The sequence below is a fragment of the Gordonia oleivorans genome, assembly GCF_040044975.1.
GTDB classification, from domain to species: domain Bacteria; phylum Actinomycetota; class Actinomycetes; order Mycobacteriales; family Mycobacteriaceae; genus Gordonia; species Gordonia oleivorans.
Window position 1 is genome coordinate 132,848 of record NZ_JBDZDI010000006.1, and the last position, 17,896, is coordinate 150,743.

At 66.4% G+C, this 17,896-nt stretch carries 15 protein-coding genes and 1 pseudogene; 11 read left to right on the forward strand and 5 right to left on the reverse strand.

Translation table 11 applies throughout. From position 1 onward, the window contains the following. Positions 1–5 precede the first annotated feature (5 nt). The 5 genes and pseudogenes from ABLE92_RS12075 (at position 6) to ABLE92_RS12095 (ending at position 3,483) form a co-directional block, all read left to right on the forward strand. Positions 6–635 carry a DUF3349 domain-containing protein gene (locus ABLE92_RS12075; RefSeq protein ID WP_348805122.1) on the forward strand — a complete coding sequence of 210 codons (630 nt, stop codon included), beginning with the start codon at positions 6–8 and terminating at the stop codon, positions 633–635. After that, positions 632–1,876, forward strand: coding sequence for an AMP-binding protein (locus ABLE92_RS12080; protein WP_496560797.1), 1,245 nt, complete (start codon positions 632–634; stop codon positions 1,874–1,876). Before ABLE92_RS12075 ends, ABLE92_RS12080 begins: the two co-directional genes overlap by 4 nt. 92 nt (positions 1,877–1,968) lie before the next feature. Then, positions 1,969–2,055 (forward strand): annotated as a pseudogene (locus ABLE92_RS26160) (hypothetical protein); the annotation flags it as partial. Positions 2,056–2,142: 87 nt separating this feature from the next. Then, entirely contained in the window at positions 2,143–2,835 is a 693-nt protein-coding gene (locus ABLE92_RS12090) for a DUF559 domain-containing protein (RefSeq protein ID WP_348805005.1), read from the forward strand. Positions 2,836–3,198: 363 nt separating this feature from the next. Further along, the gene (locus tag ABLE92_RS12095; RefSeq protein WP_348805006.1) at positions 3,199–3,483 is read left to right on the forward strand and encodes a helix-turn-helix domain-containing protein; all 285 of its coding nucleotides are present in this window, start codon (positions 3,199–3,201) and stop codon (positions 3,481–3,483) included. 11 nt (positions 3,484–3,494) lie between these two features. Here ABLE92_RS12095 and ABLE92_RS12100 read toward each other — a convergent pair whose 3' ends face one another. Beyond that, positions 3,495–5,003 (reverse strand): alpha/beta hydrolase, encoded by a 1,509-nt coding sequence (locus ABLE92_RS12100; protein WP_348805007.1) that lies wholly within the window; start codon positions 5,001–5,003, stop codon positions 3,495–3,497. A gap of 259 nt (positions 5,004–5,262) precedes the next feature. Here ABLE92_RS12100 and ABLE92_RS12105 point away from each other — a divergent pair, with 259 nt between their 5' ends. The 3 genes from ABLE92_RS12105 to ABLE92_RS12115 are packed head-to-tail and all read left to right on the forward strand — an operon-like array spanning position 5,263 to position 7,840. Continuing rightward, entirely contained in the window at positions 5,263–6,159 is an 897-nt protein-coding gene (locus tag ABLE92_RS12105) for a metal ABC transporter substrate-binding protein (RefSeq protein ID WP_496560798.1), read from the forward strand. Continuing rightward, complete coding sequence (locus tag ABLE92_RS12110; protein ID WP_348805009.1) at positions 6,156–6,923, forward strand: metal ABC transporter ATP-binding protein; 768 nt, start codon at positions 6,156–6,158, stop codon at positions 6,921–6,923. The genes ABLE92_RS12105 and ABLE92_RS12110 overlap by 4 nt, the downstream gene beginning before the upstream one ends. Further along, the gene (locus ABLE92_RS12115; protein WP_348805010.1) at positions 6,920–7,840 is read left to right on the forward strand and encodes a metal ABC transporter permease; all 921 of its coding nucleotides are present in this window, start codon (positions 6,920–6,922) and stop codon (positions 7,838–7,840) included. The genes ABLE92_RS12110 and ABLE92_RS12115 overlap by 4 nt, the downstream gene beginning before the upstream one ends. A gap of 15 nt (positions 7,841–7,855) precedes the next feature. Here the strand turns inward: ABLE92_RS12115 and ABLE92_RS12120 are convergent, their stop codons facing one another. The 3 genes from ABLE92_RS12120 to ABLE92_RS12130 all read right to left on the reverse strand — a co-directional run bounded on the left by ABLE92_RS12120 (position 7,856) and on the right by ABLE92_RS12130 (position 12,900). After that, positions 7,856–8,062 carry an Rv3202a family protein gene (locus ABLE92_RS12120; RefSeq protein WP_348805011.1) on the reverse strand — a complete coding sequence of 69 codons (207 nt, stop codon included), beginning with the start codon at positions 8,060–8,062 and terminating at the stop codon, positions 7,856–7,858. Positions 8,063–8,603: 541 nt separating this feature from the next. Continuing rightward, positions 8,604–9,050 (reverse strand): Hsp20/alpha crystallin family protein, encoded by a 447-nt coding sequence (locus ABLE92_RS12125; RefSeq protein ID WP_348805012.1) that lies wholly within the window; start codon positions 9,048–9,050, stop codon positions 8,604–8,606. A gap of 433 nt (positions 9,051–9,483) precedes the next feature. Beyond that, positions 9,484–12,900 (reverse strand): AMP-binding protein, encoded by a 3,417-nt coding sequence (locus ABLE92_RS12130; RefSeq protein WP_348805013.1) that lies wholly within the window; start codon positions 12,898–12,900, stop codon positions 9,484–9,486. 223 nt (positions 12,901–13,123) lie between these two features. Here ABLE92_RS12130 and ABLE92_RS12135 point away from each other — a divergent pair, with 223 nt between their 5' ends. Both ABLE92_RS12135 and ABLE92_RS12140 read left to right on the forward strand, forming a co-directional pair. Beyond that, on the forward strand, positions 13,124–13,444 hold the full coding sequence (locus ABLE92_RS12135) for a hypothetical protein (RefSeq protein ID WP_348805014.1): 321 nt from the start codon (positions 13,124–13,126) through the stop codon (positions 13,442–13,444). A 395-nt stretch (positions 13,445–13,839) separates the two neighbouring features. Next, complete coding sequence (locus ABLE92_RS12140) at positions 13,840–14,241, forward strand: hypothetical protein (protein ID WP_348805015.1); 402 nt, start codon at positions 13,840–13,842, stop codon at positions 14,239–14,241. A 265-nt stretch (positions 14,242–14,506) separates the two neighbouring features. Here the strand turns inward: ABLE92_RS12140 and ABLE92_RS12145 are convergent, their stop codons facing one another. Next, the gene (locus ABLE92_RS12145) at positions 14,507–15,883 is read right to left on the reverse strand and encodes a CHAP domain-containing protein (protein WP_348805016.1); all 1,377 of its coding nucleotides are present in this window, start codon (positions 15,881–15,883) and stop codon (positions 14,507–14,509) included. A 614-nt stretch (positions 15,884–16,497) separates the two neighbouring features. On the opposite strand from ABLE92_RS12145, the gene ABLE92_RS12150 reads away from it, so the two are divergent. Next, positions 16,498–17,865 carry an alpha/beta hydrolase gene (locus ABLE92_RS12150; RefSeq protein WP_348805017.1) on the forward strand — a complete coding sequence of 456 codons (1,368 nt, stop codon included), beginning with the start codon at positions 16,498–16,500 and terminating at the stop codon, positions 17,863–17,865. The last annotated feature ends 31 nt before the right edge of the window (positions 17,866–17,896 follow it).

Below are 17,896 nucleotides of genomic sequence, written 5' to 3' on the forward strand. Positions count from 1 at the left end.
CACTCGTGGCCGATCGACCGTTGGTGGGGCGGATCATCGACTGGCTTCGTGCCGGGTATCCACAGGGAGTCCCCGAACGCGACTACAACCCGCTGCTCGCCATCCTGCGCAGACAACTGTCCGCAGAAGAGGTGGAGCACGTCTCCGGCGAGCTGATCTCCGAGGCCGCGCCGCCGCCCGAACCGATCTCCAAGATCGACGCCGGCGTCAAGATCACCGCCGTCACCCACGAACTCCCCCACGACGACGACGTCTCCCGCGTGCAGCGTTACCTCGAAGAACACGGCTTCCCCTTCGACGACGCCCCGTTGGCGCCGCCGTCTCCCCCCGATGGTCGAGGTGCGAGGAGCGCAAGCGACGAGCCTCGAGACCCCTCCCCTTCCGATGGCCCGCCCTCCCCCTCCGATGGTCGAGGTGCGAGGAGCGCAAGCGACGAGCCTCGAGACCCCTCCCCTTCCGATGGTCGAGGTGCGAGGAGCGCAAGCGACGAGCCTCGAGACCCCTCCCCTTCCGATGGCCCGCCCCCACTTTCCGATGGTCGAGGTGCGAGGAGCGCAAGCGACGAGCCTCGAGACCACGGCAGCGAACAACCCAACCCACCCACCCCCGACACCAACCCCGAGGACCAGCCCTGAGGCCCCTGCAACCCCTCCCGCTCCCACCGGGCCTCGCCGTCCTCGACCGCCTCGACGACCTGCGCGCCATCCTCGACGGAACTTCGGCGTTCGCGCCGGTCCCCGCCGACGACCCGCGCACCACGCAACTCCTGCATGACGCCTTCGCCATCGGCACCCCGATCGACGACGAGGTGTCGCTGGTGATCGCCACCTCCGGCAGCACCGGCACGCCCAAGGGTTCGCAGCACACGCCCGCCACGCTCGCCGCATCAGCCGCCGCGACCGCCACACACCTCGGCGGAGAAGGCAATTGGCTCCTCGCCCTGCCACCGCACCACATCGCCGGCCTGCAGGTGTTGTTGCGCGCCCTGGCCGCGGGCTTCACCCCCGACGTCCTCGACCTGACCCGCGGCTTCGATCCCGACGCCTTCGCCGACGCCCTCGAACGCTTCGACGGTCCGCGACGCTACACCTCGCTGGTGCCCACCCAGCTCGTGAAGGTCCTCGAACACCCGCGCGCCACAACAGCTCTCGCCCGCATCGACGCGCTCCTCGTCGGCGGTGCCGCGACCCCGCAACCGCTGCTGCACAAGGCACTCGACGCCGGCATTCCCATCGTCCGCACGTACGGCATGAGCGAGACCGCCGGAGGATGTGTCTACGACGGCATTCCCCTTGACGGCGTGCACCTTTCACTGCTCGACGAGAACCCCGACGGTGTGGGCCGCGTCGTCATCACCGGCCCGATGGTGGCCCACGGATACCGATTGTTGGACCATCCGGCGTTTCCAGCATCTCCCCCTCCCCCCGCCGGTCGAGCCGCGGCGAGCCCCCCAGGGCGAGCCGCGAGTCGAGACCACCGCAACCCGACAGCCCAGCGGATGGCCACCTTCCGCACCGATGATCTCGGCCGCATCGACGAAAACACCCTGCGCATCATCGGCCGCGCCGACGAGGCCATCTCCTCCGGCGGGCTGACCATCGTCCCGCAGGTCGTCGAGGCCATCATCGTCACCGACCCAGCAGTGAGCGAATGCGCCGTCGTCGGCCTCCCCGATGACCGCCTGGGCGAGAAGGTGGCCGCGGTGATCGTCGCATCGGAAACGGTTGACACCCAACGCATCCGCGACCTCGTCGCAACCCGCCTGGACCGCTACGCCGCACCGCGTGAGATCTTCGTCGTCGATGAACTCCCCCTCCGCGGCCCGGGCAAGGTCGATCGGCGGGCACTACGCGAGCAGTTCGGTCAAACGTCGTAGAACGTCGCCCTATGGCGTGACGTTCCACGACGTCTGCAAACACACCGGCCAATCGATGGAACCGCGAGGCCCTTCCCCACGTCCAACTTCCCATGACTCTCCCAGCTGCCTTGCGCAAGCTCGCCCTCGAGCACGACGGTGTCCTTGTCGCCGACGACTTTCGTTCCCGTGGGATCAACCGCGCCGCTGTTCATCGCCTCGTCCGCACCGGCGATCTCATACCCGTGGGCCGTGGCGTCCATCGCGTCTCTGCGCATCCACTCACCATGCGCACGCGTGTCCGGATGACCGCCCATCGCGCCGGCGGACAGGCCGTCGTGTGCGGCCACGCCGCCGCCTGGTGGTGGGATGCAACCGACAAGTGCCCCAGCCAAATCGCGATCACGGTTCCCCCTCGCTATCAGGCCTCCGTCCCCGGCGCGATCATCCGTCATCGTCAGCTCCCTGCCGACGACGTGGTCATCAACTGCGGCCTCCGGGTCACATCGCTGGCGTTGTCGGTACTGGAAGCCGGCATGGAGGTCGTCGACTCAGCACTTCTCCGGGAGAAAGTGACCGAGGAGCAGCTCCGCGCCGCGGTTGATCGACGACGAGGCTCCCGCGACGTCGAGCATCTGCGAAAGATCCTGCTCGGAATCGGGTCCGGGGCACGATCGGCTGCCGAGCGCGAAACGGTCCGCATCTTCAAGCGCGCCGGCATCACCGGGTGGATCGCAGGTCTACCTGAGCTTCAGTACAAGATCGACTTCGCATTTCCCGAACAGAAGGTCGCCGTCGAGATCGACGGCATCGCCTCTCACGCCAACGACGCCCACCAGTTTCAGCATGACAGGCGTCGCAACAATGACCTGTCCGATGTCGGGTGGAACGTCCTGCATTTCACCTGGAAGGACCTCATCGAAGATCCCGACTACGTCATCAAGACCGTTCGCAACGCTCTGGCGGTCGCCGCAGCCTGAACCCACCACGACCGAGAACGTCGCGGAACGTCACTCCATAGCGTGACGTTCCGCGATCAGTTTCAATGGGCTGTGCACCTGTCGGGTCAGCAGCCTGGTGGTGGGTCGGAAGCCAAAGCATCACCGACCGCCTCGTCCCCGACTGCTTGGTCACCGGACGGCCGCGACCGCCTGCGCAACAAGCCTGGCGAGTGGTAGCCTCGTCGACGGATATACTGGTATCGATATACGATCGTGGCGTGTCGCGGAACCAGAAATCCGAAGCACCCATCGAATGGGGACGCAACGCGATCTCGACACCGGCAAACGGCGCTACGCCGAGGCTCGTGAAATCGCCCGTCACCGTAACCCCCAGGAGAACCAATGAGCGTCTGGGACGACATCATGGACACCCCCGCCGAGGCCGAGAACATGCGCGTCCGCGCCGCGCTGATGCGGGCCGTGCGTGAACGCATCACAACCTTCGGCTGGTCGCAGACCGTCACCGCCACTAACCTCGGTATCACCCAACCTCGCGTTTCCGAACTCATGAATGGACGCGTCTCCAAGTTCAGCCTCGACGCCCTGGTCACCCTCGCCGACAAGGTCGGTGTACACGTCGCGATCGTGCTCGACGCTGACCCCGAATCGACAGCCGCACAGCCCTGAGCTGTCCACAATCACTCCGACGCCTCGACGGCGGGCACACCGGACTCCGCCGACGTGGCGGCCTCCTCTGAGGTCGACGCGCCGGCTCCGGGCGACTCGGTGACCGTCGCCGGCTCGGACGCCTCGGCACTGGACTCGACCGCTTCCTCGCTGGTCGTACTCGCCGCGCTCGTCGTCGTGGCCGCCTCGGAGGTGGGTACGGACGGTACCGCGGTGGCCGAGGGTGAGACCGAGGTCGCGGGCTCGACACCCGAAACATCACCCGCCGCCTCGTTACCGGCCACCTCGTCGCCGACCACCCCGTCGCCGACCACCCCGTCACCGCCGGCCACGACGCTGCGCGCTGCCATCGACGCCGGAACCGATACCGAAGCCGACGCCGATCTCGACGCCGCAGCCGAGGTCGTCGCAGCCGAAGCCGCCGCCATCGCGTCCTCGATTTCCTGGGCGTCGTTGTCCTCGTCGGCGGCCCACGCGATCCAGTTGTGGCCACCGTTGGCGTACTTGAATTCGATGGGCAGACCTTGGACGGTCGCCACACCTTGCAGTATCGCCGTAGACACCAGTGCCCCGACCTCCAGCACGATCCCCAACGCCAGGCCCTGCACCGCCGCCGGCAGCAGGACCGGCAGCAGTTCTGGCGTCTCCTGCGCGACCTGTTGGATCAACGTCCAGGCCGTCGACAGCTCGCGCTCGGTGGGGATACCGGTGCCGGTGGAGATGATGACGGTCTGCCCGTTGGCCTTCGCCTCGGCGATCCGCTGCGAGACGTCGTTAACGCCCCACGTGTTGCCCGCGCTGAGCGGCAGTCCCCACATCGCCCACAGCCCGTTGGTGATGTTTGCCCGCGCGATCTGGATCAGCGGAATCGCAATCCACCCAACAGGATTGTCGGTTTCGTAGTAGCCGGAGTAGGAGCGGATGACGGTGAACACCTCGGGATGATTGAGTCCGATGATCACCGCGGGCGCCCCCGACATCGACACCCCGACGATCGCGTTGTTCGACGTCCCCACGTCGAAGTTCTCCGCCAGGTACGCGGGCAGTTCGTCGCCGACGAACCCGTCCCATTGCAGCGCGGTGTCACTACCGGTGGGGGCTTGTTGCCAGTCGGTCATCCATTCACCGGCACCACCGGCGGGCATCACCAGATTCGTGCCGGTGGAATACGACGACACCGCGCCCGCGTCGGCGGTCGACCAGGTGCTGTACTCCGGATTCGCACCGAGTCCGTCGAGGAAGTACACGGCGTGTTCGGTCTCACCGGCCTCGTTGTCGGAGGGGCGAACCTGCACGACGACGTTGCGACCCAACGATTCTGAGTAGAAGGTACAGGTCTGGACGTGCTGGGCCTGCTCCTCGGGGGTGCGCCACACGCAGCCGGCGTCGTTGCGGAGACGATCAGGGTCCACGGCCCAGGCGTGACCCGCCAGGCCCACCGTCATCGCCGACGCGGTGCACGCCGCGATCGATGACACCATCACCCGGCGTCGAGCACGACAAGACCAGCGAATTGTCATGGTGGAGGACCCTTTCCGGTTTCCCCAACTCACTGTCGGCGCGCCACCTCGACACGCACGATGGCAACGCCGTTGCCGCAAGGGACATTACGGGCACCGGCCGCGCGGTGCAGCACAACTCCCGCATTTGATTTCGCAACGCGAACGATTGGTCGAGCAAAGCCCCCACCCCGGTCGGTTTCGCCGGACTTGCACGAATACGGGTCGCCGAACTTATGATGTAGGCATGCCGCAACATCGAGTTCGTTTGATGACACTCATGGTCGTCGGGTTGATGGCCGCGTGGACGGTGATCGGATGCTCGGGCAGCTCACGCGCCGACGGCGACAAGCCCGTCGTCCTCACCACGTTCACCGTGCTCGCCGACATCGCCGCCAACGTCGCCGGCGATCGCCTGCAAGTGGAGTCGATCACCAAACCGGGCGCCGAGATCCACGGCTATGAACCCACTCCCGCCGACGTCCGCACCGCGTCGACGGCGTCACTGATCGTCGACAACGGCCTCAATCTCGAGGCCTGGTTCGGCCAGTTCGTCGAGGATCTCGACGTGCCGCACGTCGTGGTCAGCGCGGGCGTCGACCCGATCCCGATCGCCTCCGACGCCTACGCGGGCAAACCCAATCCGCACGCCTGGATGAGCCCGGTGAACGTCGGGATCTACGTCGACAACCTGGTCGCCGCGTTCACCGATCTCGATCCCGACGGCGCCGAGACGTACCGGGCCAACGCCGCCGCCTACAAGCAGCAACTCGACGGCGTCCAGGACGACCTCGTCGCCGCGCTGCAGGAACTGCCGGCCAACGAGCGCGCCCTGGTCACCTGCGAGGGCGCGTTCTCCTACCTCGCCCGCGACGCCGGACTCACCGAGCACTATCTCTGGCCGGTCAACGCCGAATCCCAGGCGACCCCGCAACAGGTCGCCGGTGTCATCGATGTCGTTCGCGAGCAACGTATTCCGGCGGTGTTCTGCGAGTCGACGGTGTCCGACAAGCCGATGCAGCAGGTGGTCTCGGCCACCGGTGCCCGCTTCGGGGGCACCCTCTACGTCGACTCACTGTCGCAGGCCGACGGCCCGGTACCCACCTACCTCGACCTCATCCGCCACGACGTCACCACCATCGTCACCGGCCTCACCGGAACGGCGCCCGCGTCATGACCGCGCCGGATGCCGGGTACGCCATCGACGTCGACGATGTGACCGTCCGCTACGGTGACGTGATCGCCTTGGCGCACACCACTCTTCGGTTACGTGCCAGCACCGTCTGCGGTCTGGTGGGGATGAACGGCTCCGGTAAATCCACGCTGTTCAAGACGATCATGGGTCTGATCACCCCGCAGTCCGGTGGTGTCCGCATCGACGGACTCACCCCGGCCCGTGCTCGACGCGGCGGAACCATCAGTTACGTACCGCAATCCGAGGACATCGACTGGAGCTTTCCCATCTCGGTGCGTGAGGTGGTGATGACCGGCCGTTACAGGCATCTCGGTCTCACCCGTCGTCCCCGCCGCCGCGATCACGAGGCGGTCGACGAGGCGCTGCGCCGCGTCGAGCTCACCGAGTTCGCCGACCGCCAGATCGGCCAGTTGTCTGGCGGGCAACGTAAACGGGCGTTCGTCGCCCGCGGCATCGCCCAGGGCGCGTCGATCCTGCTGCTCGACGAGCCGTTCGCCGGGGTCGACAAACGCACCGAGGCCACCATCATCGCGCTCCTGCGGGAACTCGCCGACGACGGCGCCACCGTGCTGGTGTCCACCCATGACCTGCAGGCGCTGCCGCAGTTGGCCGATCAGGCCGTGTTGCTGATGCGCCGGGTGCTGGTGCATGACACGCCGGAGCGAGTCATCGCCCCGGACAACCTCATTCGCGCTTTCGGACTCGATCCGCTGGACGACGCGCCGGTCACCGGGGAGGGACGATGATCGACCTGCTCGTCGACCCGTTCGCCTACGGATTCATGACCCGCGCGCTGTCCGCGACGATCATCGCATCGGTGGTGTGTGCACTGCTGTCGTGCTGGTTGGTGCTCATCGGCTGGTCGCTGATGGGCGACGCGGTCTCGCACGCGGTGCTGCCCGGCGTCGTCCTCGCCTACATCCTCGGCGCCCCCTTCGCGTTGGGCGCCATCATCTTCGGATTCCTCGCCGTCGGGTTGATCGGCGCGGTCCGCGACCGTGGCCGTGTCAAGGAGGACGCCGCGATCGGCATCGTGTTCACGACGCTGTTCGCGTTGGGCCTGGTGCTGATCTCGGTGACTCCGAGTCAGACCGATCTCAACCACATCATCTTCGGCAACCTCCTCGGCGTCTCCCGAAGCGACCTGCTGCAGATCGCGATCCTCGGCGGCATCGTCGCGGTCGTCCTGCTCGCCAAACGACGCGACTTCACCTTGTACGCCTTCGATTCCACGCACGCCTTCGCCATCGGCCTGAGCCCACGAGTCCTGGGCGCCACACTTCTCGGGCTGCTGGCCCTGACCGCCGTCACCGCGCTGCAGGTGGTCGGCATCGTCCTGGTGGTGGCCATGCTCATCATCCCCGGCGCCACCGCACATCTGCTGACCGACCGGCTCCCCCGGATGCTGATCGTCGCCCCAGCCGCCGCAGTCGTCAGCGGCGTCGTCGGCCTCTACATCTCCTACTATCAGGACACCTCACCCGGCGGCATGGTCGTTCTGACACAGGGCATCTTGTTCACCCTCGTCTATCTGTTCAGCCCGAAGTACGGGATCGTGACCGGCTGGTTCACTCATTCCGCCAGTCGAGCCGCCGCAAGGCACGGGGGGCGTATCCGCCGGCCCGAGCGCGGGACATCCCCCGCGCGCATCCCTGGTCAGTGACAACCGCACCATCGACTATCCACGGCGGTCCCGGTACTCGTCCGGGTCGTCGGACCCGACCGGCAGAGCCTGTTCGGCCAGGTCGGCGTCGGCGGCTTCGACGGTCACGCTGTCGATGTCGGGCTCGCTGATGTCGGCATCGGCCGGATCGACCGACAGACATTGCTCCACAACGTCCGCCACGTCGGCATCAACGGAGGCACGCAAGCGATCGACTGGCATATGAATCCCACCTTTCGACTAAGGCCGTACTCGTTAACGAATACCTCTGGCAGGGAGGGGTTCTCGGGTCCCGACGACCCGGAACCACCTCACCTGACCTTCGAGATATCACTGTGCGATCGGAATCTTCCTGTGTCACCGGCTTTCACGCGGCGACACCGATCACCTCCTCCCACTATCGGTCGATTCCACGGGCTTGGGCGTCCGGCATCCACCACCGACTAGCTAGGCGGTGCGCGCTGCCGACCACCGCGCGACGACGGCCGCCGTCCGCCGCCATCACCGTCGGGATTCTCGGTGCCACCGATCCGCCGCCGAGCCGCACGACCGAACGCTGTTGTCGTTCTGGACCGTGCGACGCAACGGCATCGGCGTTGGTGGGCAGCGGCAAACAGTGCGTCGATCTCGGCGGCCAGCCAGGCCTCCTCCGGCTCCAGAATCTCAGGAAGTCCCTGCGTGACAACCACATCGAGGCAATCCGTCATGTCCATCACCTCTACTGATCAACTCACGTCTCATGGAAACGGAAGTCGATGGGCCCTCAGCCTGCCCCGGCGGTGATCTCCTGGCGCCCTGCCCCGGAATGGCCGATCTCGATCTTGCGGGGTTTGGCCTGCTCGGCCACCGGAATGGTCACGGTCAGCACACCGTTGTCGTAGGCGGCCGAAATCCTGGCCGGGTCGACGCCGTCACCGAGGGTGATCTGACGGCGGTAGGTACCCGAGAATCGTTCGCTGGCCAGCCATTGCACCCCGTCGTCGGACCGAGCGCTGCGGTGTGCCGACAACGTGAGCACTCCGTTGTCGACACTCAGGTCGATCGAACCGGGATCTGCACCGGGTAGGTCCGCGACCAGCGAATAGTGATCATCGACCTTGAACACGTCGATGGGCATGAACCGGGGAGTACGCCGGGTAGCAACCGGCTCCCCGGCCAACACGCCCCTTGCCCAGTCATCAACAGCAGCAAAAGGATCGACACGCAGCACAGCAAACACCTCCTATGTCCAGGGATGCCGCCAGGTTGACGGCACCACACTCACCATCACTGCGTGCCGACAGATTAGCACTCCCTCGTGCCGAGTGCCAAGACCTTTCCAGAGAGAATTTCGCCCAACTACGCACGCGTGCAGCGTAACTCGTCGGAGCCAACATCACCCGGATCATCTCCGGCAGTCGTGCTGTGGTTTCCGTCGGCCGAGTCCGACCCCGCCAGTCCGGTAGACCCACCCGTCGTCGAACCGACCCTCGTCGGTCGAGCGGCACGCCCCCTCGTCGGTCGAGCCGCCGCGAGCCCCAGGGCGAGCGGCGAGTCGAGACCACCGCGGTGGAACTGCGCGGCATCAGTCGGTCCTGTCGCGGAGGGAATGGCACGGACGGGCTCGCCCGGCCAGAGGTATCACCGAGGTCAGGCGCCGTCACTCAGTCGGATGCCCGAACCCCGATCAACCCGCCCGGGCCGTCGTCGGTGACATCCCAGCGCACCCGCCGACCTGTCCGGAACAACCGCCCACCACCCGGGCCGGCGACAAACCGTGACGCGGTGAGCGCCGGATCGCCGATGTACCCGCGGGCCAGTCCGGTCCCCACCAGATACAGTTCGCCGACGGCACCGGGCGCGACCGGTTCCAACGAGCTGCCCAGCACCACAGCGCCCATGCCCGCCAACGGATTTCCGATCAGATCGGGGTCGACGCCGCTTCGGTACCGCACCACCGTCCCGATGACGGTGGCCTCCTCCGGACCGCGGATGTGGTCAAGGACCGCTGTCGCCGACCATGCATCCGCCAGCTCGGCGGGCAGCGTGTCACCGGTGACGAGCACATGGCGCACCGCGGGCAGTTCGGTGGGCGCAAGCGTCTGCAGCACAGCGGCATTGGCGATGATCACCGAGGCGTGCGCACCGCGCAGCCAGTCGGCGAGTTCACTGTCGTCGCGGGCGGCCGGCGCGACGACGACGGGCGCACCGCCGACCGCGGCGAGGATCAGGCTCAGCACCGACAGGTCCGAGTCCGGGCCGGTGGTCAACGCCACCCGGTCGAGGACGTCGACGCCACCGAGACGCGCCAGGCGATGCAGGCCGCGATGGGTCACGCCGACACACTCCGCGGCGAATCCGTCACCACGGTCAGCAGAGCGGACCACGACGTATGCCAACGCATCGGGCGAAACCCACGGATCATGTGACGCGGCAATCGGTTTGGTGGGCAGCGGCGGAATGTCGCTGTGGGTCAGCGCAAAGGGCGTCGCGCATGCCTCGAGCACCCCGGCCAGATCCTCCGTCTCCGCGGCACCGTCGACCATCACGCACGTCGCCCCGACGCGCCCCACGGCCCAGAAGGCGACCACCCATTCGGTGGACCGTTCGATCAGCAACGCCACCCGATCACCGGCGCCCACCCCGTTGTCGGTGAGGTGCCGGGCCGTCGCCGACACCCACCAGTCGAGTTCGTCGAATGTCAACGTGCGGTAGCCATCGTCGACGGCGATGAGGTTCGGAAAACGACGCACCGCGGTCTCGAACAGCTCGGACAGCAGCAGCGGGTCCGCGTCATCCGGGGCAGCCCCGGCCCGGGTCGCGATGAACGCCTGCTCTGCGCGGGTGAGCAGCATCCGTGATTGCACCGGCTCACCCGGATCGCCGGTGAGCACGCGCAGCGCCTGCCCGATGCGGGCGGCCAGCAGCTCGATGGGCTTGTGGGAGAACAGATCCAGCGGATACACCAGGTGGATCTGACGGTTCTCCGGGTTCGGGTCCACGACGACCCGCAGGTCGTATCCGTGGGCATTCGCCTCGACGGTGTCGCCGACGGCGAACTGCACCTGAGTCACCGGGCGCGTTTCCGCGGCAACGGGCAGGTCGAGTTGTTCGACGATGTCGGCGAGGTCGATCTGCGCGTGGTCGGCGGCGGCGACGTCGGCGTCGCGGACGGCGTCGATCATCTCACCGACGGTGAGCGATCGGGGAAATCGGGTGCGCAGCACCACCGTTGCCGGTTCGGCGTCACCCTCGCCCGGTCCGATGGGGGTGACGACGGCGATGTCGTCACGGCCGGTGTGCACGCTGAGCGCGAAAGCCGTTGCCGCATGCAAGATATGAACGACGGTGGCGTCGTGGCGACGGGCGGTGCGGTCGATGAGTCCGACGAGACCCTCGGTGATGGTGCGGGAGATGACCCCGGCCGAGGGTTTGCGGTCGGCCGGCCGACGGTCGACGAGACCGAAGTCGCCGGGATACCCGTCGAGGGTCTCCGCCCAGAACCGCAGCAGCGCATCATGTTCGGAGGTGTCATCGGCGTGCACGGTCTCCGGCTCGGCAGGAGCGTCGTCGGCGACAGCGACAGCAACGTCAGCCGGATCGGGCTCGTCAACGACAGATCCATCGACGGCAGGTTCGTCGACTACCGCCTCGACAGCGCCCTCGTCTCCGTTGACAGCACTCGTTCCGACGTCGACAGCGCCCTCGTCCCCGTCGACAGCGCTCTCGCCTCCGTCGACAGCGCCCTCGTCCCCGTTGACAGCGCCCTCGTCCGCGTTGACAGCGCTCTCTGCGACGTCGACAGCGCCCTCGGCTCCGTTGACAGCGCTCTCGGGCGCGCTGACGTCGACGTCGTCGACGTCAGCACCAGCGCCCGCACCCCCGGGCTCCACCACCCGCCCGTTCTGGTCGACGGCGACGATCTCCCCGGTGCGGAACATGCGGCCGCCGATCTGCTCGGGGTCGGCGACGAATCGGGCGGCGGTCTGTGCCGGGTCACCCCAATATCCCCGTGCCAGTTGCACTCCGGAGAGATACAGTTCGCCGCTCTCCCCCGGCGACACCACACGACCCTCGGCGTCACGGACCGACCAGTCGATCCCGTCGAGCATCGACCCCAACACACCGGTGTCGGCAGCCGGGTCGACCTCCCCGCCCACCGACCACCCACCGGTTTCGGCGTGACCGCGCAGCGCGACGAGCCGCAGGTAGGGGTGGGCGGCGAACCAGTCGGCGTGCGCGATGGGTGTGGGATCGCCGCCGGTGACGATGCATCGCAGGGCGGGCAGGTCGGTGGCGATGGCTGCCGCGGCGGCCGGGTCGGTGAGGCCGGTCATCTCCGTCGGGGTCTGGGTGACGATGGTGACGGCGTAGGTGTCGAGGGCGGCGACGAGCAGCGTCGGGTCGGCCGCGGCGGCGTCGTCGATCACCACCACCCGCCCACCGGAGGCCAGTGCGCCGAACACCTCCCACGCCGACTGCAGCGCGGTGAGCGGATGCGCCCAACTCCACACGTCGGCGGGGCCGGCGGCCACGACGTCGAGACCGGCACCGAGCATGGCGGTGAGGTTCGCGCGGGTGACCCCGACCCAGCGGTCGGTGCCGGCGACGGGCAGCAGGTAGGCGTCGCCCGGCTGGGGTGCGCCGGCGTGGTCGCGGTGCCAGTCGATGGTGAGCCCGGCGCTGATCGTCGCGACCGGTCCGGCGGCCGGGCCATCATCGCCGGAGTCCGAGTCAGCGTCGGAGTCGTGGTCTGGGTCGAGCGGGATGTAGGCGGCGCCGGCCATCAGCACGCCGACCATCGCGACGACGGTGTCGGCGCTACGGGGCAGGCGTAGGGCGACGCGGTCGCCGTAGCGGATGCCACCCTTGCCGAGGTCGATGGCCAGGCGTCGGGCACGTGCCGCGAGCTGCGCATACGACAGCACGGTGTGCCCGTCGCTGACGGCGGTGGCCGCGGGGGTGCTCACCGTGTGCGGGATGAGCGCGCGGATCGGGTCGAGGGTCGGCGGACGACGGACCGGTGTCACCGACGACTCGGCCGCGTCGATCTCTTCCGGCGTTTCCGCTGGACCCGTCACCGATTCCTCCACCACCTCGAACTCCCTCGGCCCACCGTGGGCGCCGTGCACCCCACGACCAAGCGTTCACACCACAGAAACCCTATGTCACCGTGGTCGTCGGGGCATGGGCGTGTCGAATGGGGGGCGGCAGCGCGACCGGCAACGGTGAAGTACCGAATGGTTGTCCACACCGAGCGTCGGCCGGCACTCAACACCCGCGCAACGGTGGTACCACCGATCCATGCCGGCACAAGCCTGGGTCACGCTCATTGTCGGACTGGTCGCTGCCATCGGTGTGATCGTGACGATGACGCAGAAGCAGCGGGCGGACAATCGTCGCGAGTGGTGGACACGATTCGAGTGGGCGTTGGAGGCCACCCACAGCACCAACCGCGACCCGCGGCGCGATCGGTGGCGGGTGATCGCCAATCTGGCCGAGTCCCGTCTGATGACGGCCACCGAGCGATCCCTGGTCAGTGAGCTGATCGGCGGCATCACCACAGAGGCCGTGAATGCCGATGACCTCGGCGTACCATCAGAGAACAGCAGCGAAGAGGACTGAATTCGATGACCGCCGACTACAGCAAACGCGGGAGCGATCCGCGTGAACAGGAACTCATCGCGCTGGCCGCCATTGCTGCCGCGAAGATGGGGGTAAGAGGCCAGCCCCTCGATGGGCATTGATTGCCGCGGGTCTGGAGCCGCAACCTTTTCAGGACCAACCGACAACGGCACGGAACAAGGATCACGACCGCGGCGACGAGTAAGGTAAGTCACACCTCTACCGTCGAGTCCGGAATGGCTCCGCCCCAACGTGACTCACGGCCAACGATGTCGTAGAAGGTCACTCTTGAGCGTGACGTTCTACGACGTTTGCCGACGATGAGCGCGTGAACGCGTGACCCATGCACCCGCGCGATCCGAAAACCGCACACGACCACGCGATACGCTTCCGGCATGAAGCGTGCGTCCGTACTCGTCGTCGCCGTCTCCGCGATGGGCATCCTGCTGATCTCCGGATGCGCCACGAACGATGAACCGGGAGCACCCAGTTCGTCGTCGGCCTACGCATCGGCACCGTCATCGTCGGCCGTATCGATCACGAGCAGCACCCCGGCGCCGAGTCCTGCGCCGGTAACCGAGACGGTAATGCCACCGGTCGCGACGCAGACGCAGACGGAGACGCTGACGGAGACCGTTCCGCCACCGACACAGGGTTCGAGGCTGCCCCCGAACCTCGACCGCGACGGCGACGGTATCCAAGACGAGGGAGCCGTGGGCGGCGGCGACACCGACGACGCGTTGTGCAACGACCCCAACCTCGCCGACTGGGCCGCTACCAGCCCCAGTTGTCAGTGAGGGCTCGGCGGGCAGCAGTCACCACTGCGCACAGTCGATGACCGTCGACGGCCAAGGAAGCAAGACTCCGGACAAAGAGCACTACGCGCACCATGTGCATCGCCCTGGGATGGAATATGTCGCAGAACGTCATTCGTGAGCGCAACGTCCACCTCGTTCCAGGGCGCACCGGACATCAGAGCCCATCGCCCGGTCGCGCAAAAACCGGCCGCGGGCGAGTGCTGGCAGCATCTCTCGCCCACGGCCGGTGTTCCCTTGCCGCGATCTACCTGACCGTGACGGTCTTGCATCCAATCTGGGGGTTGGTCCACCCCTCACCGATATTGATGCCATAGGCACACACGGTCTGCGGTCCGCGCAGACCGGTGGATATCACGGCATCGAACCCGTGATTGCCGCCGATCCCGAATGCGCTGTTCACATCCGGACGCGACTTTGAAGTACGCAGGACGATCGCACGGCTTCCCGCTTGGCCCGGTTGCGGCCCTACGTAAATGTGAACGTCATTCAACTTCGCACTGTCGCTGGGATCGAACGACCACCCCCGGACCTTGATCGTGCCCAAGCCGAGCGCCGTGGCTTCATCGAGAGCCCCCTTCGGATTGGGGTCAGCGATGCCGATCGTGCGACAACCGAGCAACACGTTGTCGCCTCCTCCGATGTTGATCCCATAGATACACACTGGGAGGTTTCCCGACCTGCTGACGGCGAAGGTCGCATCGAATCCGTGGTTGCCGGGAACACCAATCGCCGAATTCACATCCGGGCGAGCTCCATTCGCAACAAAGGGATGTCCCTCGGTGTTCGGTGCACCCGCCTGGCCACCGACGTAGGCGTGAACCTGGATCGCAGCACCAGCGTCGTCACGGTCCAAGGCCCAGCCCCGAATCCGCACCACGCCGGCTCGTGGCGACGACACCTCGTCGACAGAACCGGTCGGATTGTTGGACGGCGGGGTGAGGTTCTTCGGCCGCAAGTATCCGGTCAAGTAAGCCTTGCTCATTGAAGCGATGTGCGTCGCCCCGGGGTTCTGCGTCAGGATCTGCAACGACCCGCCTTGGTCGGCCAGCACGATAGCGATGTGTCCTGCACCACCGGTGCCATTCGGCAGGCCCGAGCCCCACACGGCGACATCGCCTTTCACCGCCGGTGTCGATGCCCCGAGCCGGGTGTAGTTCGCCGGTGCCGCGCCGTAGACCTGCGCCGCGGTGGCAACAGCCACACGGGGCGCACCAACCACATCACGGTTATAGAAGTTGAAGAGGTCCATACACTGCGCCCCGTAGGCATTGTCGTAGTCGGCGGACTTGCCATTCCATTGAGCGACAAATCCGTCAACCGAGGTCAGCGCCATCGCATTTGGCGCGGTAGCAGCAAACCCCATCACCGCCGCCGCACAAGTAATTATGGCCGCCACAATGCGGCGTATCGCTGGAGAGTATTTCATGAAACTCAACGCTACTGCGAATTCCAGAGCCAGCAATAGCGTCCAAACAAACGAATGCAAACCTATTCTTGTCCCCATTTCCGATAACAATTCGGACATCTCGTTCCCCCATTCAGGTGAGTGAGATACCCGCGAACCCCGCAGTGACCATTGATCGACGGGAAAACATCGACGGGCAATGTAGGAGAACGTCACCCCACGACACAACGTTCTACTGCATCATCGTCACCTGCGATCTGGCCACTCAGCCCTCACCAATTGCGAAGGGTCCCCATGCGCTGCGAGACGGCCTGCATCGACGGACGGTCCACATTCCCGATGCGGCGTGTACCCACACGTCGCGTGATGGGCAGGTTCGTCTGATCAGAGGGGTTGCAGTCGACATCGTCGAGCGGGTGAACCCCGAGTTCACCGATGTTCGAATCTCCGAACCTGGACATATGTTCGTTGACATAGCTGCCCACGATCCCGGCGACCCAGTGACTTTGTTCGTCAGATACGACAACGGAGACTGGAAGGTGTGCAATATCGCGGTTATGGGATCACCCCCGTTCCGCTGAAGGACGCGTCCGACGCGCACACACGACCGCAGTCTCATTCTTGATCGACCAATGGTGATGTCCGGGCGATCACCCCGCAGGCACCATCGTCTTCCCTACTGTCCCCCGTACAGTCCAAATGGCGACCGCCACCGCGCACACCCCCACGCACTCCCCTACGCTGAGAGCGACCTTCATCGACGAGCGCCGAGCGCCCGCGCGCGCGATCCAGCACCGGCGATGAAACTGCCAGAACCCGGGGGCCGGCCAATGAAGATCTCACGTACCACCGCTGCCGGCATCGCCGCATCGGTCGCCGTGTCGCTGGCCCTCACGGTCGGCGCCGGTACAGCCGCAGCCGTCAACCCCACCGTCGAACGCACCTCCGCGGGTTGCACGTTCGCCAACGCCGCCGACAAGGCTAACAACATCCAGACGTGCCGGGTGTGGTCGGAATCGATGCAGACCTACGTCACCGTCCGGGTGCGGCCGTCGAGTCAGCAGACCGGACAGCAGGAACAGGCGATCTACACCCTCGGCGGCATCAACGACCCGTCCGGCAGTGGCGGGTCGCTGTACAGCGACCAGTACAACCTCGTCATGATCTCCGGCAGCACGTCGATGTGGTCGTCGAACTGGGAGGAGGTCCCCGTCGACGCCAACGGCAAGCCCCTCACCGCGACCACCCCGCAATGGGAAACCTTCATCGGTGAGGAACTGCCCGCCTACCTCAATGAGAACTTCGACATCGACGAGAGCGGAAATGCCATTGCCGGACTGTCGATTTCCGGTGGGCAGGCCATCAACCTGGCGTTGAAGTACCCCGAGGTGTTCTCGGTGGCACTGTCGACGTCGGGGTACTACCAGACCAACAACCTGCTGGGCTATCTGCTGATCCCCTACATCCTGTCGTCGCGGCAAGGCATCAGCAACGGCTTCGACGGACTATGGGGTAACCCGTTCTCCGCGGGCAACGTCTGGGCCGACAACGACGTCTCGGGCCGTATCTACGCCGCGAAGAGCAACGGCCAGACCATCATCGTGTCCACCGGCAACGGGCTGGTCTCCTCGGAGGCCGAGTGGCAGGAATTCCTCACCATCACCGGTGGCGACCCCGTCCGCGCTGTCGGCGAGGCATTCGTCGGTGGCGGCCTGGAATTCGTGTCCTTCCTGTCCGCGCTGATCCTCAACGCGCAGGCCTCCCTGTTCGGGCTGCCCGTCGAATTCATCTACACCACCGGCGCACACACCTGGCAGCGGTGGAGTCGCACCGACGAAGAAGAAGCGCACGACGTTCAGGACGCCCTCAAGAAGTACGAGACCGCGACGACCACGCAGGCAGCGGCGCCGGCATCCGGGTCTGTGAGCGCGCTCCGAGCGGCCGTCACGTCGAGCGAGACACCAGAATCGGAATCCTCCGATGTCGAGAGCGATTCCACGACCACATCCGCCACCACGACCAGCGTGGAGACGTCGACCACCTCGCAGTCCTCGAGTTCGGCGACGGCGACCACCACTACCGGCGCGTCAGAGCCGAGTTCCGCTGCACCGAGCACCACGGACGACGGTGCGGACGACGACGACACTGCGCCCATCACCACCGCCGAAACGACTCGGACCACGGCGCCCGCGCAGTGACCTACCGGCAGCTCTGATCTGAGCGTTCCGC